Genomic DNA, 21,512 nt, shown 5'->3' on the forward strand with positions numbered 1-21,512 from the left:
TTGGCCGCGCGCGGTCCGTGCCAACGCCGCATGCCGGCCGGCGACATGACGAGGTCGACCATGACTCCTTGTCCCCTATCAAACACAACAGCGCCCGTCGGACCGCTATGAGCGATGTCGCGCTTCCCCCCAAAAGCGGCGCGGCGCGTAACGCGCCCCTCAGGCTTTCGATCTCCGGCGCGCTGCGAGGCGTGCTGTGGCTATTCGTCGCTTGCGGCGCATTCGCGAGCATCGAGCCATCGCCTTACGAGATCATGTTCTTGATTGCTTTGCCGGCGTTCGCCGTTCGCGGGCTGCGGTTCGACCGCACCCTGATCCCTTTGATCTTTGGACTTGCATTGTTCAACGTCGGCGGTGTCCTGGCGCTGATTCCGTTCCTCGACGATCGCGATAGCGTCATCTTCATCGCGATCTCCGTCTATATCTCGATCACGGCTGTATTCTTCGCCGCGCTCATCGCCAAAAGCCCCCTGGAAAGCATGGGAACGATCCGTTCGGGCTATATCATGGCCGGTTGCATCGCCAGTTGCGCTGGGATCGTTGGCTATTTCGACATCGGCGGCATGGCCGAGCATTTTACACTCAATGAACGCGCCGCCGGGACGTTCAAGGATCCGAACGTGCTCGGCTCGTTCCTTGTGCCGCCGCTTGTCTGGCTGACGCAGGACATCATGCTCAAACGCGGGCGAATGCTGCGCGCGATCGTTCCGATTCTTGTAATACTGACGGCGCTGCTGCTCAGCTTTTCGCGCGGCTCGTGGGGCGTGTGGGCGGGTTCGACGGCGCTGATGATCGGCCTGACGTTTTTCACCACTCGCTCGCCCGCGCTGCGCCAACGTATCGTTGCACTATCGATCCTGGGTGCGGTCGCCGTGCTGATACTCCTCGCGATCGCCCTATCGATCCCATCCATTCGAGATGTTTTCGAAATACGCGCGTCGTTGAACCAGTACTACGATGTCGGCGAAACCGGGCGTTTTGGCGATCAGTTGCGCTCGCTGCCGATGTTGCTGGATTTGCCGTTCGGATTCGGTCCGCTCCAATACCGCAATCACTTCCAGGGAACCGATCCGCATGACGTCTATATCAACGCCTTCGCCTCCTACGGATGGATCGGAGGTCTGTTCTTTGCGGCTCTCACAGTCGCCACGGTGTATATTGGCTGGCGCCTGGTCCTTCAGAAAACGCCGTTCCAAACGGAGGCCATTGCAGTCTGGTCCTGTCTGTTCATTCAGATGTTGCAAGGCTTCCAGATCGACACCGACCATTGGCGCCACCTTTTTTTGCTGATGGGCGCAACGTTCGGCCTCGCCGCCGCTTCGCAAAGCTATTTGCAGCGGCAAAAGGCGGCGATCATGCGACCAGCGCCGGCGTATGGACGCAAACCATAACCGCATAGCCGCCCTTCTTTTCAGATGGACGGCGCACAGCGTCAACTCTTGGCCACAGACGGACGACCGCTCAGACGTCGAGTCACCCTCAGGTAGGCGCGTTCATTCCCGCGGTCCCTAGCCCATCACCGGCGGGCCAGCGTATAGGCGTAGGTCGTCAGCGCGCGCCAATCGTTCTTTTCCGCCAGATGCTGCAAAGCCGCGTCCGCCTCGCGCAGCAAGGGAATGTGGCGGAAATAGCCATGCCGCCAAAACGGCGCGATCAGAATCTGCGAAAAGCCGCATTCGGCCAGGATCGGCTCGACCTTCGACGGTTCGGTGAAGCACATTTCATAACGCGCGGGAAATTTCGGGTAACCGCCGTCATGGCGATGGCGGAAGAACAGGCGCAGGATGCGCGCTGTCAGCGTCTCGGGCAGCAGCCAGTTGACAACGAAGGGCGGCGCGTAGAGCGTCGGATGAAAGGCGAGCGCGACGCCGCCGGGCGCGAGCAAGCTATGCATATTGGCCCAGGCGCGCGGCGCATTGCGCACATGCTCGAACACCATGCGCGAAATGATGAGATCGAAGCGTCCCGCCCAAGAGGGGTCGATGTCGCCCGCGACATCGAACTGCGCCTTGTTGAATTCGGCCGGCGCCAGCGATAATTCGCGCGCGTCGATATCGTTGACGGTCAGGTCGATTCCGGCGGCCGTCGCTTCGGCCGGCGTCAGAAGCGGGCCGCGACCGCCGCCGATTTCGAGCAGGCGCACCCTTCCCTCGCTATGGCGCCCGCTCTGACGGCAGGCCTGCGCGAACGCCAGGACGGCCGGACGATAATTGTCCCAGGCCCAGCCCTCGGAGCAATCGTAACCGAGCCGGCGCAACGGCTCGGCGAGAAACGGCGCCTGGCTCAGACGCTGTTCCACCCTCAATTCACGTTCGGAAACTTCGCCCACGAACGGGCGGGCCCATTGCGTCGCATAATCCATCGTTCGCACTCCCATCGAACGACGAGCCTTGATGATTACATCTGGAGACGCAATCGTAACCTATTTTTAACCTTACCTGCGCGCCGACGGCCTCGCCCGCCGCCACAATCAACTCGTCGCTGCGCTGCATGAAAGGCGCGCCGCCTTCATCTCTTGTCGCCGGGGACGAGCCCCCGTCGACATGGTATGATAGGTTAATGTCGTCCGCGGCCGCCGCGCCGCCACCAGGGAGCGCGATCATGAATGTATCGGCGCCATCTCGCGTCACCCGCGCCGCCGAGGGCCTGCCGCGTCGTCGTTTCACGGTGGCCGAGGTCGAGGCGATGGTCGCGGCCGGCGTGATGGAGGAAGACGAGCGGATCGAGCTGATCGGCGGGGAGCTTGTGCCAATGTCGCCCAAGGGAAATCAGCATGAGGTCGTCAAAGTCGCCTTGCTCCGCCGCTGGTATCGGGCGGCGCCCGACGATTGCAACCTCGCCCCCGAAACAACATTTCGGCTCTCCGACGACACCTATCTGGAACCCGACGTCGTCATTTATCGCCGCGCCGAAGGCCTTAGGCGCCTTTCAGGGCCGGCCGCTTTGCTGGTCGTTGAAATCGCCGACTCGTCGCTTCGCTATGACATGGGCCGCAAGGCGGCGCTCTATGCGAGCTTTGGCGTGCGCGAACTCTGGGTCGTTGACGCAGTCAAGCTCAGCGCACGGATTTTCAGGGCGCCTTCCGACAAGGGTTACGGCGAGACCCTCGATTTCAGCGCGGCCGACCGGCTCGTCCCGCTGGTTGCGCCGGCGGCTTTTGCATTGCAGCTCGATGAACTTGAGATCGAGTGACGGTGGATGAAAATTGCTCCAGCGATGCCTTGGGGCCTGTACCGCGCCGTATGCGCCCACTCACCCGGGCGTCCGGCGTAGCGCATTGAACGGGACGAGCCCTCCCTTTTCAGCAATCTTCTGGCGACGGCGCTGCAATTCCTCCAGGAATTCGGGCTCCGCATCACCTTCGTCATCTTCGCTAGCGGCCAAAAGCAGGAGATAATCCTCCTCGGGCAGCACGGCCAGCCGCTCGCCTGAAGGGGTTACGATGATCTGAACGGCCTTATTCATCTCACGACTCCGATCGATAAACTTCTCGTCGATGGGCGATGGCCAAAACGGTGATCTCGGCAGAACGGACATCAAATATGATACGCCAGTCTCCGACCCGCAGGCGCATCGCCGAATCGCCCTTTAACCGCTTGATCTGATTTTTCAGGGCCATCGGGTCGAGAGCAAGTTGATCAAGCGCCTTCTCGACCCTCTGCCGCACCATCGAATCCAACGCGTCGAACTCCCGCGCCGCTTCCGGCGCCAAGACAATCGTCCTGGCTGCGCTCACGCCGGCTTCTTCAATTGCACGACATTGTGCAGCGTCGCATCGGCTGTCTCGAAGAAGCGCCGCACGCCGCGCGCGGCCTGGCGGATGCGCTGTTCGTTTTCGACGAGCGCGAGGCGCACGTAATCGTCGCCATGTTCGCCAAAGCCGATGCCGGGCGCCACCGCCACCTCCGCCTTTTCGATCAGCAGTTTGGAAAATTCGAGGCTGCCGAGATGGCGGAATTTCTCCGGCACCGGCGTCCAGGCGAACATGGACGCGCGCGGCGAGTCGATCACCCAGCCCGCTTGCGCGAAACTCTCGACCATGGCGTCGCGGCGGCGCTTGTAGATCGCGCGCATCTCCTTGATGCAATCGTCGGGCCCATTGAGCGCGGCGGCCGCCGCGACCTGGATCGGCGTGTAGGCGCCGTAATCGAGATAGGATTTCACGCGAGCCAGCGCCGCCAGAAGCCGCTCGTTGCCGACCGCAAAACCCATCCGCCAGCCCGCCATCGAAAATGTCTTCGACATCGAGGTGAACTCGACTGCGACGTCGAAGGCGCCCGGCGCCTGCAGCAGCGAGGGCGGCGGATCGTCGTCGAAATAGACCTCGGAATAGGCCAGATCCGACAGAACGAAAATCTCATGCTTCTTGGCGAAGATCACGAGGTCTTTGTAAAAATCGAGCGAAGCGACCATCGCGGTCGGATTGGAGGGATAGCAGACCACCACCGCGATCGGCTTGGGGATCGAATGGACAAGGGCGCGCTCCATCGCCACGAAGAAATCGGGCGTCGGGTCGGCCGGGATCGAGCGGATCACGCCGCCCGCCATCAGAAAGCCGAAGGCGTGGATCGGATAGGACGGGTTGGGAACCAGCACAACATCGCCGGGCGCGGTGATCGCCTGGGCCATATTGGCGAAGCCCTCCTTCGACCCGAGCGTCGCAACGACCTGCGTTTCCGGATTGAGCTTCACGCCAAAGCGGCGTGCGTAATAGGAGGCTTGCGCGCGGCGCAGGCCGGGAATGCCCTTGGAGGCGGAATAGCGATCCGTGCGCGGCTTGCCCACCGTCTCGATCAGCTTGTCGAGCACATGTTTGGGCGCCGGCAAATCGGGATTGCCCATGCCAAGATCGACGATGTCGGCGCCTGCCGCGCGAGCCTTGGCCTTGAGCTTGTTGACCTGCTCGAAGACATAGGGCGGCAAACGCCGCACGCGGTGGAAGTCGCTCATTTCAAACAATCCCTCTCATCCCTTGCCGACGCCAAACCTCGGCGATCGGCCTTGATATAACATTTTCGAGCTATTGAACGCCTATTTGCATGGGGAAAGCGGCAAACTGGATTATTGGGCGCCGGCCGATCTATTGGGGGCTGGCGGCGGCCGGCGGCGCGACCGGCGGCTTCTTTTTCTTTTCCGCCTTAGCGGCCTTGGCCGCCTCCGCGTCTGCGACCGCTTTCCGGGCCGGAGCAAAATTGGAGCGGAGGGCGTCGTGGCGCACCTTCACCGCATCGAAGTCGGCCTCAATGGCTTTGAGCTCCGCCGGGGTCTTGACCTTGATCGTATGCTCAAATTCTTTTCGACCGACCGGGATATAGTCTTCCTCGCCCGCGGGCCGCGACTTGACGACAAAATCCTGCGGTTCGCCGGGATCAGTGGCCATGCCGATCTTCTTGGCGATCGTCCGAGTGACGGGAATCTTGGACGCGCTAATCGTCTCGATCTTCTTGGCGACATTTCGGACGATTCCCTCGTCGGGCGGCGGCGCGGCCGGCGCGCTGTCGTCGGCGCGCGCGCCAACGCCCAGAAAGGCGAACGCCAAAACCACAAGGGCCGCCGTCAGCGCTGTTTTGGCGCGGTCACGCTCGCGACACATCAACATGAACAGAGACCTGTCTCCAAGGAGGCGCGCCGCAAAAGCGCATTTGGCGGACTATCGCGAAACTTCGCGAATATCACGCTAATAAATAGCCTGTTTTGGCAATATCGTCCTATTATGTCTGAAACAGGACAGCCCTTAGCGGCGCCGCGCAGACAAAGCCCCGGGGAAGATTGATGGCCAGCGATCCGCCAGACCGCCCGCGCAGGCGACGCCCGGCGCGTCAGCCCTCGACAGCCAAAACGCCATCGCGGCCTGGGCGGGCCGCCGGCTCCGCCTCCCCGCCCGCCAAGACACCGACTTCGGGCAAAAAAGCCGCGCCGGAGAGGCGCGAGGCAGCCGCCAAGGTCGCGGCGCCCGAATCGCCCGCCGCAAAGACCGGATTCGTCGCGGAGCCGTCTGCGCCGCCGCCGCTCGCCGCCGCGCCCGCCCCGCCCCCGCCGTCCCCTGGCGCCGGCGGCGCCCTGCCGTTGCCCAATATCGAGGCGCTGTCGCGCAATGTCGCGCGCCTCATCGAGGAAGGCGGCAAGGTCGCCGCCGCTTTTCTGGCGCCGCGCGAGTCCGGCGAGATCAAATCGACCTTCAGCGACGACATGTCGGATGCGGTCGCGACGCTGGGCAAGGTCGCCGAACATTATTATTCCGACCCGCAGCGCGCCTTCCAGGCGCAGGCCGCTCTCTCCACGCAATTCATGGCGCTCTGGGCGGCGACGCTCCATCGGTTGAATGGCGAGCAGGCCCGCCCAGTCGCCGCGCCCGAGGCGAACGACAAACGCTTCGCCGACCCGGAATGGCGGACCAATCCCTATTTCGACTTTCTCGCCCAGGCCTATGTGATGACGACGCGCTGGGCGGGCGATCTCGTCAAAAAGGCCGACGAGCTCGATCCGCGCACGCGCGACAAGGCGCAGTTTTACCTCCGCCAATTGTCGGGCGCGCTGTCGCCTTCCAATTTCATCGCCACCAGCCCCGAACTAATGCGCGCGACCCTCGCGGAAAACGGCGAGAATCTGGTGCGCGGCATGCATATGATGGCGGAGGACATCGAAGCCGGGCACGGCAATCTGCGCATTCGCCAGACCGATTCCAGCAAGTTCACGCTGGGCGAGAACATGGCGGCGACGCCTGGCAAAGTCGTCTTCCGCAACGAGTTGATGGAGCTGATCCAATATGCGCCCTCGACGGCGCGCGTCTATAAGCGCCCCCTGTTGATCGTGCCACCGTGGATCAACAAATTCTACGTTCTCGATCTCAATCCGGAAAAATCGTTCATTCGCTGGGCCGTCGCGCAAGGTCTGACCGTCTTCGTCATCTCATGGGTCAATCCCGACGAGCGGCATGCGCAAAAGGGCTTTGACGCCTATATGCGCGAGGGGATTTTCACGGCCCTCGACGCGATCGAACAGGCGACCGGCGAACGCGAGGCGGCCACGATCGGCTATTGCGTCGGCGGCACGCTGCTTTCCGTCGCGCTCGCCTATATGGCCCAGACCGGCGACAAGCGCATCGCCAGCGCGACCTTGTTTGCGACGCAGGTCGATTTTTCCGACGCGGGCGATCTGAAGGTTTTCGTCGACAACGAGCAGCTCAAATCGGTCGAAGAGAAAATGTCCGCCAAGGGCTATCTCGACGGCGCGCAGATGGCGGGCGCTTTCAACATGCTGCGGCCCAACGAACTGATCTGGTCCTATTTCGTCAACAATTACCTCAAGGGCAAAGAGCCGATGCCCTTCGACCTCCTGGTGTGGAATTCCGATGCGACGCGCATGCCCGCCGCCAACCATTCGTTCTATCTGCGCAATTGCTATCTCGACAATAATCTGACGCGCGGGCGCATGGAGGTGGGCGGCAAGACGCTCGACCTGTCGAAGGTGACGATCCCGATCTACGAACTGGCCGCGCGCGAGGATCATATCGCGCCGGCCAAATCGGTCTTCGTCGGCGCGCAATATTTCGGCGGTCCGGTGCGCTACGTGATGGCGGGCTCGGGTCATATCGCCGGCGTCGTGAACCCGCCGAGCAAGCCCAAATACCAATATTGGACCGGCGGCCCGGCGCGGGGCGAGTTCGCCACGTGGCTCAAGGACGCGGTCGAATATCCCGGCAGTTGGTGGCCGGATTGGGCGGCATGGATTGCCGAACAGGCGCCGGAACAGGTTCCCGCGAGGCAGCCAGGCGAAGGCAAGCTGAAGGCGCTTGGCGACGCGCCGGGCGATTATGTGAAAGTGAAGGTTTGAACGCGCCAGGATTTCGCGCGTTCGTCAGGACGCCATGACGATTAACAAATCTTTCGCGTCGACCGGCTGGCCCGGCGAGATCAATATCTGGCTCACGACGCCATCGAGCGGCGCATGAAGCGCGGTCTCCATCTTCATCGCCTCCATCGTCAGCAGCACGTCGCCCGCCTTGACCTGCTGGCCTGATTTCACGGAGATCGTCGAGATCGCGCCGGGCATCGGCGCCGCCACATGGGAATCGTTGCCCTCCTCGGCTTTGCGGCGCGCCGGCAGTTTCGCGGTGGCGGCGCGATTGGGCACTTTGACGACGCGCGGCTGGCCGTTGAGTTCGAAGAAGACGCGGACCTGGCCCTCTTCGTCCGTCTCGCCGACCGCCTGCAGGCGCACCACGAGCGCCTTGCCTTTTTCGATGGCGAAATTTGTCTCGTCGCCGACCTGCATGCCGTAGAAATAGATCGGCGTCGGCAGGACGGAGACGGGCCCGTATTTGCGCTCGGCCGCCGCAAAATCCGTAGAGACCTTGGGGTAAAGCAGATAGGAGGCGAGATCCTGCCCGTCGATGTGCCGGCCCAGGCGCTTTTCCGCCTCCGCCGACTGCGCCGCAAGATCGGCGTCGCCGAGCAGCGAGCCAGGACGCGCCGTCGACGGCGTCTCGCCCTTCAGCGCCTTCTTTTGCAAAGCCTCCGGCCAGCCGCCGGGCGGCTGACCGAGGTCGCCGCGCAGCATTTCGACGACGGAGCCGGGAAACGCGATCTCGCGATCGGGATCGAGAACGTCGTCCGGCGTCAGCCCCTGCACCACCATCATCAGCGCCATATCGCCGACCACTTTGGACGACGGCGTGACTTTGACGATGTCGCCAAACATATCGTTGACCGCGCGATAGGCCTTGGCGACTTCGCGCCAGCGCCCGTCGAGGCCCAGAGAGCGCGCCTGTTCCTTGAGATTGGTGAACTGGCCGCCCGGCATCTCATGAAGATAGACTTCCGAGGCGCCCGATTTCACGTCGTTGTCGAAGGCGGCATATTGCGTGCGCACGCCCTCCCAATAGGCGCTGATCTGGCGGATCGCTTCCGGATCGAGACCGGTGTCGCGTTCGGTATGCCGCAGCGCTTCGACAAGCGAGCCAAGGCAAGGCTGCGACGTCGCGCCCGACATCGAATCCATCGCCGCGTCGATCGCATCGACGCCGACTTCGACCGCGGCCAACACGCTCGCCGCTGAAATGCCGGAAGTGTCATGGGTGTGGAGATGGATGGGCAATCCGACCTCCTCCTTCAACGCCTTGACCAAAGCGCGCGCCGCGGCGGGCTTGAGCAGACCCGCCATGTCCTTCAGGCCGAGGATATGGCAACCCGCCTTCTCCACCTCCTTGGCGAGGCCGACATAATATTTCAGGGAATATTTGGCGCGATCGGGATCGAAGATATCGCCGGTGTAGCAGATCGCGCCCTCGGCGAGCTTGCCCGTCTCGCAGACCGCGTCGATCGCGACGCGCATATTCTCGACCCAGTTCAGGCAGTCGAAAATGCGGAACAGATCCATGCCAGCGTCGGCGGATTCCTTGACGAAGTGACGCACGACATTGTCGGGATAATTGGTGTAGCCGACGCCATTGGCGCCGCGCAGCAGCATTTGCGTCAGGATGTTGGGCGCCTTCTCGCGCACCAGCGCGAGACGCTCCCACGGGTCTTCCGTCAGGAAGCGCATGGCGACGTCGAACGTCGCGCCGCCCCAGCATTCGAGCGAAAGCAATTGCGGCAGGCCGACGGCGTAGGATTGCGCCGCCGCGGCGATGTCGTACGTGCGCATCCTCGTCGCCATCAGCGACTGGTGCGCGTCGCGCATCGTCGTGTCGGTGACGAGCACGCGTTTCTCCTCGCTCATCCAGGCGGCGAATTTTTGCGGCCCGATCCGATCGAGCCACTGCTTGGCGCCTTCCGCCACGTCGCCCTGCCCTGTCGGGAAAACCGGCGGCTCGGGCTTGCGCGCCCCCGCCGGCGGGCGGGCGCGCCCTCTCGTTTCGGGATGGCCATTCACGGTGACGTCGGCGACATAGGTCAGCAGCTTCGTCGCGCGGTCTCGGCGCTTCTTGGCGGCGAACAGTTCCGGCGTCTCGTCGATGAAGCGCGTCGTATATTCGTTGGCGCGGAATTTCGGGTGGTTCAGCAGCGCTTCAAGGAACGTCAGATTGGTGGCGACGCCGCGGATGCGATATTCCCTGAGCGCGCGATCCATCCGCGCGATGACCTCCGCCGAAGACGGCGCCCAGGCCGTGACTTTCTCGAGCAAGGGATCGTAAAAGCGCGTGACGACGGCGCCCGAATAGGCCGTGCCGCCGTCGACGCGAATGCCAAAGCCGAAGGCGCCGCGATAGGCGGTGATGCGCCCGTAATCGGGGATGAAATTGTTGTCGGGATTTTCCGTCGTGATCCGGCACTGCAGCGCATGGCCGTTGAGCCTGATCTGATCCTGCGGCGGAATGCCGGTCTCCTCAATGCGCCCGAGGCGCCCGCCCTGCAGGATCTTGATCTGCGCCTTGACGATATCGAGCCCGGTCACCTGTTCGGTGACGGTGTGCTCCACCTGGATACGTGGATTGACCTCAATGAAATAGAAGGCGCCGGTATCGGCGTCCATCAGGAATTCGACGGTGCCGGCGCCGACATAATCGGTCGCCTTGCCAATCGCGAGCGCCGCGTCGCACAGGTCCTTGCGCGTCTTCTCGTCGAGATAAGGCGCGGGCGCACGCTCGATCACCTTCTGATTGCGCCGCTGGATCGAACAGTCGCGCTCGAACAGATGAACGAGGCCGCCATGCGTATCGCCCAGCAATTGCACTTCGACATGCCGGGCGCGCTGGACAAGCTTTTCCAGATAGACCTCATCCTTGCCGAAAGCGGCCTTCGCTTCGCGCTTGCCGGCGCTCACGGCGTCGAGCAGCTTGTCCTCGCCGTCGATCGGGCGCATGCCGCGCCCGCCGCCGCCCCAGGACGCCTTGAGCATGACGGGATAGCCGACCTCAAGGGCGAGGCGTTTCACCGCGTTGCTGTCGTCGGGCAGCGGACCGGTCGCCGGCATGACGGGCACGCCGACCGAGATCGCGAGATTGCGCGCGGCGACCTTGTTGCCGAGCGTGCGCATCGTCTGAGGCGTGGGGCCGATGAAGACGATGCCGGCCGCCGCGCAGGCTTCGGCGAATTCCGGACTCTCCGACAGAAAGCCATAGCCCGGGTGGATCGCGTCGGCTTTGGCCGCGACCGCGACGCGGATCACTTCGGGAATCGAGAGATAGGCCTCCAGCGGCCCCAGATGCAGTTCGCCCGCCGCGCCGCGCCCGACCTGATAGGCCTCGTCCGCCTTAAACCGGTGCAGCGACAGCTTATCCTCTTCCGCGTAAATCGCGATCGTGCGGATGCCGAGTTCCGACGCCGCGCGAAAAACACGGATCGCGATCTCGCTGCGATTGGCGACGAGAAGACGCTTGATCGGCGCCGATGTTGCCTCCGTCGTCATCCTGGTTTCCTATCCTGCGGGTCTGGCCCGCGAGGTCGCGGCAGCTCCATTCACGGTGCAAATCCGGCGCCATGGTTTAGCCGGCAAAGCGCGCTCAATTGGCGTGCGGACCAAGGTTTCGTCAACGGGTAAGGACAAGCACATGCGCATTCTTGTGGTCGGCGCCGGCGCCATCGGCGGATATTTCGGCGGCCGTCTCCTGGCGGCGGGACGCGACGTCACATTCCTCGTGCGCGCCAAGCGCGCCGCGGCGCTGAAACGGACCGGCCTTTCGATCCGCAGCCCCGCCGGCAATCTCGATCTGCCCGAGCCGCCGACCGTCGCGGCCGAGGCGCTGCGCGCGCCTTTCGACCTCATCCTGCTCAGTTGCAAAGCCTATGATCTCGAAGGCGCGATCGAATCCTTCGCGCCGGCGGTCGGGCCGGAAACGGCGATCCTGCCTTTGCTCAATGGCATGCGCCAGCTCGATATCCTCGATCGGCGCTTTGGCGAGGGCCATGCTTTGGGCGGCCTGTGCCTGATCTCGGCCTCGCTCGACCCGGAAGGCCGCATCTTGCACCTCAACGAACTGCACGGCCTGACGTACGGCGAGCGCGATGGCGCGCGCTCGCCGCGCGTCGAGGCGATCGCGGCGGCGTTCGCGGGCGCGCATTTTGACGCGCGGCTCAGCGAGACGATCGTGCAAGAGATGTGGGAGAAATGGGTGTTCATCGCCACCGCCGCCGGCTTGACCTGCCTGATGCGCGCTTCGATCGGCGACATTGTCGCGGCGGGAGCGAGCGGCCTCGCCCTGGCGCTCTTCGACGAATGCGCCGATATCGCCAGGCGGCAAGGCCATGCGCCAAGCGGACCGGTCACGGAGCGGATCCGCGCGATGATCACCGCGAAAGGCTCCGCCACTACCGCTTCGATGCTGCGCGACATCGAGAATGGCGCGCCCGTCGAAGCCGATCACATCATTGGCGATTTGATGCGCCGCGGCGAGATCGCACAGGGCGCCTCGCTGCTGGCGATCGCCTATGCCCACCTCAAAGCCTATGAGGCGAGACGGGCCAGAGGCCAGGCGCCCGCGAAGCTGTCTTAGCGTCGTCCCGGCGCCTGCACGTGTTCAGGAAGCTTTGGAAAGATCGACTGCTTTCGCCGCCCTCGCCTCGGCGCGGGCGGCGGCGATGATCGAGTCGAGCAGGCCCGGAAACCGCGCGGCGAGATCGTCGATGCGCAGCGAGATCCTGCGATAGGGTCCGTCGATGCGCGCACGGGTCACGCCCGCCTCGCGCAACCGCGCGAAATGATAGCTAAGGTTCGTTTTCGGGGCGCAGGCGTCAAAGGCCATGCAGGCGGCTTCACCGTCCTCGAACAGTCCCAGCACGATCTGCCGCCGCGTCGGTTCGCTCAGCGCTTCGAGAACCGCTGACAAATCAATCTGGTCGCGGTCGGGATGATGAATCTCTTTCGCCATGGCGGGACAATAAGGCGGCGGCGCTATTAATTCAAGACTTATTGAACTCATTGACAAGGCATAGCGAGATCGATAGTTCAATAGATATTGAACTCATGGAGCGACCATGCTGCTACGCCTCCTGCCTCTCGTCCTCGGCACCTTCGCAATCGGCACCGAGACATTCATGATCACCGGTGTTTTGCCGACCATCGCCGCCGATCTACAGGTCTCGCCCGCCGCGGCCGGCGGCCTGGTGACTATTTTCGCCCTCACTTATGCGGTCGGATCGCCGCTGGTGGCGATCGCATCGGCGGGCATGGAGCGCAAACGCCTGCTCACCCTTGCGATGGGCGCTTTCGCGCTCGCCAATCTTGCCGCCGCCTTCGCCCCGAATTTCGGCTGGCTGCTCGCCGCACGCGTCTTGCTGGCGCTCACGGCGGGCGCCTTCGTGCCGGCGGCAACCGCCTTCGCCACCGCGATGCATGAACCGTCGCGGCGCGGCCGCGCGGTCGCGTTCGTCTATGCCGGCATGACATCCGCAATGGTCATTGGCGTGCCGGGCGGGACGCTCGTCGCGGCCGCCGCCAATTGGCGCGCGACCTTCCTCGGCGTCGCTTTGCTCGCCCTCCTCGCACTTGCCGGCGTCGTCGCCATCCTGCCGCGGCTGAAGGGAATGGGAACGGTAAGCTTGCAGGCGCGCCTTGCGGCCGCGCGGCGGCCGGATGTCTTGCGGCTCCTCACCCTGACGACGCTCACGCTTTGCGGGGCCTTCGCCGCCAACACCTATCTTGGCGTCCTGCTGCAGGCGACGTTCGGCGTCACGACCAATCAACTTGCAGGCCTGCTGATGCTGCTTGGAATGGTCAGTTTCGCCGGCAATCTCATTGGCGGCTATGGGGCCGACCGCTGGAACCGCGAGCGCTTCATCGCCGCGATCCTCGCGGTTCTCATCGTTGCTTTCGTTCTGTTGTCGGTCGGCGCTCAACTGGGCGGCGCCGCAGGCGGCGCGATTGTCCTCGCGGGGCTGACGATCTGGGGTCTGTTTGGTTGGGCCTTTCCCGCCGCGCAGCAGGCGCGGCTCATCTCGCTTGATCCCGCGCTCGCGCAGGTGACGCTCTCGCTCAATGCGTCGGCGCTCTACATCGGCGCCGCCGCCGGCTCGACTTTGGGTGGACTGGCGATCCGCCAATGGTCGATCGGCGCCCTTGGATGGGCGGCTGCGCTCTGCGAAGGCGCGGCCCTGACGTTTCTCGTGGCGACAGAAATGCGCATCCGCGCGACCAGGGCGCAAGACAAGGCGACGTCATGCCCGAGCGCGGAGGGAGAAGCGGCGAGCGCCGTCGCGCGCTGAGACGCGGAGGGGGATGGGAGCCCCGCTCCACGTCCTCCGCCACGACCGCGCGACCCGACAGCTTGTGCGCGCGCGAGGCTTCCATGAACGGATCGAGATCGCCGGCTTTCGGCGCTAATGCGCGTGAACCGGCTGGGTGAGGAAGCGTTCGCGCGAAACGGGAATGGACGGTTCACCCGCGACATCGGAAGCCGCCGCCCGCTCTTCCAACATCGAACGCAGGATATCCAGGCCGGCTTCGAAATTGCTCCGCACAGTCGGCCAGACTTGCTCGAAGAAGGCTAAGTCTTTCGGCTTCGGCTTGGCGAAGCGGAGCTCGAAACGCGTGCCGCCGTCCGCCCGTCCCTCGAACGCATAGGTGAACAGGATTTTCGAGGCGCCCGGGATCGGCAATAGCGCCGTCAAGGTCACGTAATCGAACGGGCGCCAGTCGAGAATGTCCTCGATGATGGCGTCCTTGCCGTGTACGCAATGGTTCCGCGTGCCGGCCCCGCGGCGGCCGTTTACGGCCGCTTCAACGAGGCTATCGCTTCGCTGCCAGCGAGAGTGATGCGCGGGCGAGGTGACGAACTCCCAAACGGCCGGCGGCGGCGGCGCAAAATCCCTTTCGATCACTCGGAACGCGCGGTCGCGATCGACGATGATCCGCGTGGCCTCGTTTTCCGTCGTCCAGGCCTGTTCGAGGTCGCGAATCCAGCACTTTGTTTCGCCGATGATGTCGATGGCCTCATCATGCTCGGCAAGGCCTTGCGCCGCGGGATCAATCTCCATCGCCCGCACGCAGGCGTCGGAGTAAAGCGCATAGGCATGTCGGCCGAACTTCTTGTTGACTTCGTTTTTGAGGAGGCGATGCACGAGAATCACGTCTCGCCCTGCGAGCTCCTCTTGGCCTCCCATCCTCTGCTTGATGAACTCGCCGTAATGAACGACGAACTTCACATCCAGACTCTGCATCAGGCTGCACGCCTGACACTCGCAGCTATTCGCCTGCTTGATGCTGCGCAGCCGCTTGCGGAAAGCGAAATACGCCGACTCGATCGCATCCTGCAGGAGCGATCCGTCGACCTTATTCGCGAGCGCGTAGACGAACGCCGCGTCGCCCTCGAATTTGGCGAGACGGAACGTCGGACGGAGCGCTCGCAGCAGCGTATCCATGATGTCGGCGATGATGTCCTGAGCGTGGTCGAGCTCAGCGCCAGACATGAAGTTTGTATAGCCCGAAATGTCCGCGATCACGAAACAGGCTGATTCTGTCTTCGGAAGCATCGCACCCCTCTCAGCTCGGCGACACGCAGCGCGCTACGATCTTTGGCCACCCCCGGCCTTCTGGGCTAACTTATCGTTACCATGCGACCACGGAAAGACGAACGACCGCTTTCGACCCGAGGCGGTCGCTCGACCGTCCGGTCGCCTATCCGAACAACGGACATTTCGTGATGACCGCAATAGGCCGGTTTGCGCCGTTGCCGACGGCGACGGACCTTTCGCCGCTGTCCATACGCACAATAGCGGCCAGCTTCCGCTCGGGCGCGCCTGCATCATCTGCCAGAAAGACCACCGATCGCTTCAACCAGAAAATCGATGAACAGGCGCGCACGCAACGGAAGTTGACGTCCAAACGGGTGCAGGACGTAAACCGGCTCCGTAGACATGGGTATCTCCGGTAACACGATGCGTAGGCGACCGTTTGCAAGATCGTCCTGAATCGCCAGGCGCATGAACTGCGTGATGCCGGCACCCTCCAGGGCGGCCACAATCAGGTAGTGAGCGTCATCTGTATCGAAGGGCCCCTCAGGGACAATTCGCGTCCCATCGGCAAATGTAAAGGCGAGGGGCCGGCCGGCGCGCAAATAGCGAAGGCAGGCGTGTTGCTTGAGGGCATCGATCGACCTGGGCGCGCCTCGACGATCGAGATACCCGGGCGATGCGGCCAGGACATAGTGCAGGGCGCCTAACGAACGGCCGATCAGACTGGTGTCTTGCAGTTCCCCAAAGCGCACCGCGATGTCGAAGCTTTCGCGGATCAGGTCCACGCGGCGATCCGTGACGCTCAGCTCGAGCTTGATATCCGGATAGCGGTCGAGGAAAGAACCGGCCCACGCGGCGATCAGCGGGCGTCCGAACGTCGTTGGCACGGTCACCCGAAGCAAGCCCCGCACGTTCTCGGGAACCTGGACGATGTCTTCAGCTTCTTCGATGGCGCGCAGATGGGGAGCCACGCGTTCGTAATACGCGGCGCCCTCGGCAGTTGGGCTGAGCGTGCGCGTCGAACGTTGCAGAAGGCGCACGCCGAGACGCTGCTCGAGACGGGCGACGCTTTTTGACACTGCCGACGGGCTGGCGCCCATCAACCGGGCGGCGCTGGCAAAGGAACCTGCGTCTACCGTCCGTACAAAGGCGACAAGCCCAGCGGTCTTCTCCAAGATCGTCGCCATTCCGGACATCCATTCATGAAAGAACTGAACTTTGGCTGTCTATTCAGCCACGCGCGATCGAATATATACACCCTGTCTTTGACCTCTGCCTCCGCGGCACACCAGCCCAACGAAGATCCTCATGGACGCACGTGAGATCGAGTCACTCATCGCAAGACGGTTCGGATTGGCGCGCGCGCCAACCTTCGTGGCGCGCACATCCGTGTTGAAGCATCCGATTATATTCACACATCTGCGGAGTACAGAAGCTCGGCACCGGCGATCGATGGACGTTCCACGTGAACAATCCTTTTCGTTCCAAGTGCCTCTGCATACCTCTTTTCCTTGGCAGGCATGGTTTTCCGGAAAGCAAAGGATTGTCTCCCCCGCCACGCCGGGCAGCGCCTATCTCTTTGACCTGACCAAGAATCCAACGGTTGCTCTTGATACCGCTTTCAACACGGTTCGTTTTAACATCTCTCAGGCTGCGCTTGACGAACTGGCCTATGATGGCGGGCTTCGCAGAGCAAAGGGGCTGTACTCACCTTCGTTAGGGCGCCCGGACCCCATTATGGTCGGCCTGGCCCAAACGCTCGTCGCAGCGATGGAGCAGCCCGGCGCCGGAACAGGTCTATTTGTTGATTACATTGCATTGGCGTTCCATGCTCACATCCTTCACGCCTATGGCAATGTTCCCGTCGAGCAAGTTTCAGGGCGCGGCGGCCTTGCACGTTGGCAGCTTCGTCGAGCCTGTGAGTTTATCGAAGCAAACCTAGCTGGCGATCCCTCAATTACGGATGTGGCGGCTCTATGCGGCTTGTCGAGCGACTATTTCGCCAAGGCGTTTAAGCAGACCACTGGAGCGCCGCCTCATGCATGGCTTTTGATGAGGCGCATCGAACGCGCGAAACGGCTCTTGAGCGAAACAAACCTTGAAATTGCTGAAATCGCATTCGCATGCGGATTTGTTGATCAGAGCCATCTCAGCCGCACTTTTGTGAAACGCGAGGGGTGCAGTCCCGGAAAATGGCGTCGTCTTCGTCGGAATTAACCAAGATCCCGCACAGTCCGGCAGCAGAAGATAGCCGGCGAGACTTTCATCGACCGGGCTAAGATCCGCCGTTCGCACGCCTGCCAGATCCAGAGACTGACTTCTACCGAAACGCCAGGATCATCCAATTCAATCGTCGCCTCGTCTTCTACATTTTTGACGCTCCTAGTGGTCGCCGCAAGACAAGGAAAAGCGGCCTGAAGCGAACCCCATCGGGGACCGTTGACGCCTTCCCTTAGCGGGAACGGGAGGCTGAAGGTCAGTTACGAACCCATAGCTAACAGGTTTTCACCTTTAACTGAAAAGGAGAATGGTCATGACACAGCATGTTAAGAACGTGGTCCTGGTGCATGGGGCTTTCGCGGATGGCTCCGGCTGGAAGAGGGTCGCCGACATCCTCATGAATGATGGCTACAAGGTGTCGGTGGCGCAGCCTCCCGAGACTTCGTACGCCGACGACCAAAAATATACGAAGGCCGCAATCGACGCTATGGGCGGCCCAGTGGTTCTGGTCGGCCACAGCTATGGCGGGTCCATCATCACCGAGGCCGGCAATCATCCAAACGTTAAAGCTCTTGTCTATATCGCCGCCTTTGCCCTCGATGAAGGTGAGAGCTGTGCGTCGATCGAACAGGCCGTGCCGCAAGCCTCCAAAGCGTTCAAACCGGACGGCAACGGGCTTTGGTGGATTGACCAGGCGCATTTCGCCGCCGACTTCGCGGCGGATATTCCACGGGATGAGGCGGAGTTCATGGCTATATCGCAGGTGCCGATCTCTACCGACTCGTTCACCCACAAGGTTACAAATCCCGCCTGGAAGCACAAACCCACCTGGTACATGGTCGCCACCGAAGACCGGTCGATCAATCCGGAGCAGGAGCGCATGATGGCGAAGCGCGCCAAGGCCAAGACGGTCGAAGTAAATGCCAGCCATGTAGCCTACATGTCTAACCCGAAGGAAACAGCCAAGCTCATCGAAGAGGCTGCCGCGGGCGCCAATCAGTAACGTGAACCGTCCCCCTTGCGGTATCTGCTATCGCAAGGGGATTATTTGCGCGACAGAGGATCACTCGCTTTGATGACCTAGTGAAAACCGACATCAATGGATCACGAAGGGAAAAAAGATGGAAAATCAAACCATCATCATGTCTGTGGATGGAACGTTCGGCGCCTACACCGCACGGCCGAAGGGCTTGCGGGCTCCCGCCGTGGTCGTTCTGCAAGAGCTTTTCGGGGTCAACGCCGACATCCGCAAGACCTGCGACGAACTGGCCGAACAAGGCTTCCTTGCGGTCGCGCCTGACCTGTTTTGGCGTCAGGAGCCGGGCGTCGATCTCAGCGTCACCTCCGAACCCGACTGGCAACACGGTCTCCGGCTCTATCAGGCTTATGACCGCGACGTTGGCGTAAGGGACGTCAAGGACACCGTCGACATCGTGGCCAAATTGCCCGAGTGCACCGGTAAAGTTGCGGTCCTAGGCTATTGTCTTGGCGCGCTGATAACCTTCCTGACCGCCGCGCGCTACGACGTCGACGCTGCGGTCGCCTATCATGGCGGCGACACCGAGAAATATCTGGGCGAGGTCAGCGGCCTCCGCGCGCCGCTGCTCATGCACCTGGGCGAAGAGGACGAGTTCATTTCCAAACCCGCGCAAGCCGAGATCAAAGCGGCGCTTGCCCGTAAGGCAAACGCGACGATCTACAGCTATCCAGGTCAGCGTCATGCCTTCTCTCGGCATAACGGGGCGCACTACAACGCTGCGGCGGCAGCGCTTGCCAACAGGCGGACAAACGAATTTCTGCATCAACAACTGCAATGACCTTCGCGCCAGTCGCTTCGAGCGGCTGGCGCGCATTTATACGGCAGCTTGGCACGGCGATCTGCAGGAGGCGGACCGTCGCCTCTTCACCCGCAGCAGTCGATTCGGCCCGTCGTCTGAACGTCCGCTTCGGAGGATCGGAGACCGTCGGCTGAACGGCTATTTTGGGCGCAAAGCAGGCCTCGAAGGGGTCCAGCTCAGCGCAGAAAACCGAGCGCCGCCTCCATGAACTCGGCAGGATATTCGACGTTCGACAAGTGAACCGCGGGCAGGACAACCAGCTTTGCTCCGGGCAACGTCGCCGCGATGAGCTCGCTGTGGCTGAGGGCTGTCACAGTGTCGTGCTCGCCGGCGATCACCAGCGTCGGCCGGGAAATCAGCGCTATGGTGCGGCGAAGGTCCGCATCGCGAACCGCCGCGTACAATCCAGCGAGCCCGTGCCGGTCGATCGCCTGCAGCATGGCGCGGAATTTCTCAACGACGGGCGCCTTGCCCGTCAGCATAGGCGCAGGGAACCAGTTGCCCAGGAACATTTCGGCGGTTTCCGACATGTCCGGCGCCTGCAACACGGCGGCGATCCGCTCGTCAAACAGCCTGGCCGGCCCGAGATAGGACGAGGTGTTGCTCAGGATCAGACGGTCGATCCGCTCGGGCGCATGAACGCCGAGCCATTGCCCGACGAAGCCGCCCAGCGACAGGCCGAGGAAGTGCGCGCGCTCAATGCTCAGGGCGTCGAGCAGTTCGATCATGTCGCGGCCAAGCCGGTCGAGCGAATAGGCGCCGACGGGAACGCTTGACGCGCCGTGGCCGCGAAAGTCGTAGCGCAGAACGCGGAAATGTTTCGACAAGTCCTCGATCTGCATGTCCCACATCCGCAGCGTCGTGCCGATGGAGTTCGATAGCGCCAGCACTGGCTTGTTAGCTTCTCCTTCGAGGCGATAGGCGATGCGGGTCCCGTCGCCGACGGTAACGAAATTCAGATCATTCATGATGAAGGCGCCTTCCTTGTGGACCGCTATGGGAAGGAAACCGTAGTTGCTTCGCGTTTTCGGTGATATTACAAAGATTGGATAATCTCTGTAAGAAAATCTGACATGTCCGAATTCACCTTGCACGACTTGCAATGTTTCGACGCGGTCGCCCGCGCCGGCGGCTTCCAACCTGCGGCGGCTCTGCTGCATCGCTCGCACCCGGCGGTGTTCGCCGCCGTCGCAAAGCTGGAGCGACAACTCGACTTTATTCTTCTGGATCGCAGCGGCTATCGCGTGCGCCTCACCGACGCGGGGCTATCGTTCCACGACCGGGCGCAATCGCTGCTGCGCGAGTTGGAAGGCCTGCGCATCCACGCTGCTCAATTGTCGATGGGCGAAGAAAGCGAGATCCATGTGGTGATCGGCGACCTCTGCCCGCGCCCACAGGCTCTGGGGATGCTCGGACGGTTCTTCGCCCAGCGCCCGGGCACGCGCCTGCATCTGCACTTCGAAGCAGTGGGCGGCCCGTGGGAGCGCCTCTTCGATGGCGAAGCCGATTTGATTCTGCATTGGATCGACAAGAGCGACCCGCGGGTGGAATGGGTCGATCTGTGCAAAATTCCGTTCGTTCCCGTGGTCGCGCCAGGCTTTCTGCCGGAGCGGACCCAGCGCCCCATCACGCCGGATCAGATGCGCGCGTTCACCCAATGCGTCATGCGCGACACGGCCCGCCATTCGTCGCAACAAGATTATTTCATGATCGAAGGCGCCCCTCAATGCATGGTCGCCGATCAGGGCATGAAGAAGGAAATCATCCTGCAGGGCCTCGGATGGGGCCACATGCCCCGCTTCTTGATCGAAGAAGAACTGCGCAAGGGACGCCTGCAATCCATCGCCGGTCGTCATCTGCCAGGCAGCAATCAGGAGCTGGTGGCGGCGCGCCGCTGCGACCGGCCGCAAGGACCGATCTCGAACCGTCTGTGGGATTACATCCAGCAGCAGGCGCCGACGTTGCGCGGCGCGCTCGAAACCGGGAAACGCAGCCAGCGCGCAAAACCGCGGCGCGGCGGCAAGTGAGCTCTTCGAGGCCGTTCAAGAAAGCCGAATATTGGCGA

At 62.6% G+C, this 21,512-nt stretch carries 19 protein-coding genes; 9 read left to right on the forward strand and 10 right to left on the reverse strand.

Features of this window, described 5'->3' with window-relative positions:
- The first annotated feature begins 107 nt into the window (after nt 1–107).
- A complete protein-coding gene (locus GSQ90_RS02650) occupies nt 108–1,391 on the forward strand; it encodes an O-antigen ligase (protein WP_158813035.1) in 1,284 nt (427 codons plus the stop codon).
- A gap of 125 nt (nt 1,392–1,516) precedes the next feature.
- Here GSQ90_RS02650 and GSQ90_RS02655 read toward each other — a convergent pair whose 3' ends face one another.
- Nucleotides 1,517–2,362 carry a class I SAM-dependent methyltransferase gene (locus GSQ90_RS02655; protein ID WP_158813037.1) on the reverse strand — a complete coding sequence of 282 codons (846 nt, stop codon included), beginning with the start codon at nt 2,360–2,362 and terminating at the stop codon, nt 1,517–1,519.
- Nucleotides 2,363–2,601: 239 nt separating this feature from the next.
- Here GSQ90_RS02655 and GSQ90_RS02660 point away from each other — a divergent pair, with 239 nt between their 5' ends.
- Entirely contained in the window at nt 2,602–3,192 is a 591-nt protein-coding gene (locus GSQ90_RS02660; RefSeq protein WP_158813039.1) for a Uma2 family endonuclease, read from the forward strand.
- A gap of 60 nt (nt 3,193–3,252) precedes the next feature.
- Here GSQ90_RS02660 and GSQ90_RS02665 read toward each other — a convergent pair whose 3' ends face one another.
- The 4 genes from GSQ90_RS02665 to GSQ90_RS02680 form a co-directional block, all read right to left on the reverse strand.
- Nucleotides 3,253–3,465, reverse strand: a complete 213-nt coding sequence (locus tag GSQ90_RS02665) for a hypothetical protein (RefSeq protein ID WP_158813041.1) — start codon at nt 3,463–3,465, stop codon at nt 3,253–3,255.
- Between the two features lies 1 nt (nt 3,466).
- On the reverse strand, nt 3,467–3,736 hold the full coding sequence (locus GSQ90_RS02670) for a type II toxin-antitoxin system RelE/ParE family toxin (protein ID WP_246731387.1): 270 nt from the start codon (nt 3,734–3,736) through the stop codon (nt 3,467–3,469).
- A complete protein-coding gene (locus tag GSQ90_RS02675; protein ID WP_158813045.1) occupies nt 3,733–4,950 on the reverse strand; it encodes an LL-diaminopimelate aminotransferase in 1,218 nt (405 codons plus the stop codon). The genes GSQ90_RS02670 and GSQ90_RS02675 overlap by 4 nt, the downstream gene beginning before the upstream one ends.
- Before the next feature lie 130 nt (nt 4,951–5,080).
- Nucleotides 5,081–5,599: a hypothetical protein gene (locus GSQ90_RS02680; protein ID WP_158813047.1), complete on the reverse strand. Its 519-nt coding sequence runs from the start codon at nt 5,597–5,599 to the stop codon at nt 5,081–5,083.
- A 173-nt stretch (nt 5,600–5,772) separates the two neighbouring features.
- On the opposite strand from GSQ90_RS02680, the gene phaC reads away from it, so the two are divergent.
- Nucleotides 5,773–7,833, forward strand: a complete 2,061-nt coding sequence (phaC, locus tag GSQ90_RS02685; RefSeq protein WP_158813049.1) for a class I poly(R)-hydroxyalkanoic acid synthase — start codon at nt 5,773–5,775, stop codon at nt 7,831–7,833.
- A gap of 24 nt (nt 7,834–7,857) precedes the next feature.
- On the opposite strand, the gene pyc is transcribed toward phaC, so the two are convergent.
- Nucleotides 7,858–11,349 carry a pyruvate carboxylase gene (gene pyc, locus GSQ90_RS02690; protein WP_158813051.1) on the reverse strand — a complete coding sequence of 1,164 codons (3,492 nt, stop codon included), beginning with the start codon at nt 11,347–11,349 and terminating at the stop codon, nt 7,858–7,860.
- A 142-nt stretch (nt 11,350–11,491) separates the two neighbouring features.
- Here pyc and panE point away from each other — a divergent pair, with 142 nt between their 5' ends.
- Nucleotides 11,492–12,433 carry a 2-dehydropantoate 2-reductase gene (panE, locus tag GSQ90_RS02695; RefSeq protein WP_158814199.1) on the forward strand — a complete coding sequence of 314 codons (942 nt, stop codon included), beginning with the start codon at nt 11,492–11,494 and terminating at the stop codon, nt 12,431–12,433.
- A gap of 24 nt (nt 12,434–12,457) precedes the next feature.
- Here the strand turns inward: panE and GSQ90_RS02700 are convergent, their stop codons facing one another.
- Nucleotides 12,458–12,808, reverse strand: coding sequence for a helix-turn-helix transcriptional regulator (locus tag GSQ90_RS02700; protein ID WP_158813053.1), 351 nt, complete (start codon nt 12,806–12,808; stop codon nt 12,458–12,460).
- 106 nt (nt 12,809–12,914) lie between these two features.
- Between GSQ90_RS02700 and GSQ90_RS02705 the strand changes: the two genes are divergently transcribed.
- Nucleotides 12,915–14,141, forward strand: a complete 1,227-nt coding sequence (locus tag GSQ90_RS02705) for an MFS transporter (protein WP_158813056.1) — start codon at nt 12,915–12,917, stop codon at nt 14,139–14,141.
- A 114-nt stretch (nt 14,142–14,255) separates the two neighbouring features.
- Here the strand turns inward: GSQ90_RS02705 and GSQ90_RS02710 are convergent, their stop codons facing one another.
- A complete protein-coding gene (locus GSQ90_RS02710; RefSeq protein ID WP_158813058.1) occupies nt 14,256–15,407 on the reverse strand; it encodes a DUF2652 domain-containing protein in 1,152 nt (383 codons plus the stop codon).
- Between the two features lie 272 nt (nt 15,408–15,679).
- Nucleotides 15,680–16,576, reverse strand: a complete 897-nt coding sequence (locus GSQ90_RS02715) for a LysR family transcriptional regulator (RefSeq protein ID WP_158813060.1) — start codon at nt 16,574–16,576, stop codon at nt 15,680–15,682.
- 121 nt (nt 16,577–16,697) lie between these two features.
- Here GSQ90_RS02715 and GSQ90_RS02720 point away from each other — a divergent pair, with 121 nt between their 5' ends.
- From GSQ90_RS02720 to GSQ90_RS02730, 3 genes are all read left to right on the forward strand, one after another.
- Nucleotides 16,698–17,606, forward strand: a complete 909-nt coding sequence (locus GSQ90_RS02720; protein WP_158813062.1) for a helix-turn-helix transcriptional regulator — start codon at nt 16,698–16,700, stop codon at nt 17,604–17,606.
- Nucleotides 17,607–17,922: 316 nt separating this feature from the next.
- The gene (locus tag GSQ90_RS02725; RefSeq protein WP_158813064.1) at nt 17,923–18,612 is read left to right on the forward strand and encodes an alpha/beta fold hydrolase; all 690 of its coding nucleotides are present in this window, start codon (nt 17,923–17,925) and stop codon (nt 18,610–18,612) included.
- A gap of 118 nt (nt 18,613–18,730) precedes the next feature.
- Entirely contained in the window at nt 18,731–19,426 is a 696-nt protein-coding gene (locus GSQ90_RS02730; protein ID WP_158813066.1) for a dienelactone hydrolase family protein, read from the forward strand.
- A 197-nt stretch (nt 19,427–19,623) separates the two neighbouring features.
- On the opposite strand, the gene GSQ90_RS02735 is transcribed toward GSQ90_RS02730, so the two are convergent.
- Nucleotides 19,624–20,415: an alpha/beta fold hydrolase gene (locus GSQ90_RS02735; RefSeq protein ID WP_158813067.1), complete on the reverse strand. Its 792-nt coding sequence runs from the start codon at nt 20,413–20,415 to the stop codon at nt 19,624–19,626.
- Between the two features lie 105 nt (nt 20,416–20,520).
- Here GSQ90_RS02735 and GSQ90_RS02740 point away from each other — a divergent pair, with 105 nt between their 5' ends.
- Nucleotides 20,521–21,474: a LysR family transcriptional regulator gene (locus tag GSQ90_RS02740; RefSeq protein WP_158813069.1), complete on the forward strand. Its 954-nt coding sequence runs from the start codon at nt 20,521–20,523 to the stop codon at nt 21,472–21,474.
- Nucleotides 21,475–21,512: the final 38 nt, after the last annotated feature.

Source organism: Methylocapsa sp. S129, from assembly GCF_009765995.1.
Lineage (GTDB): Bacteria > Pseudomonadota > Alphaproteobacteria > Rhizobiales > Beijerinckiaceae > Roseiarcus.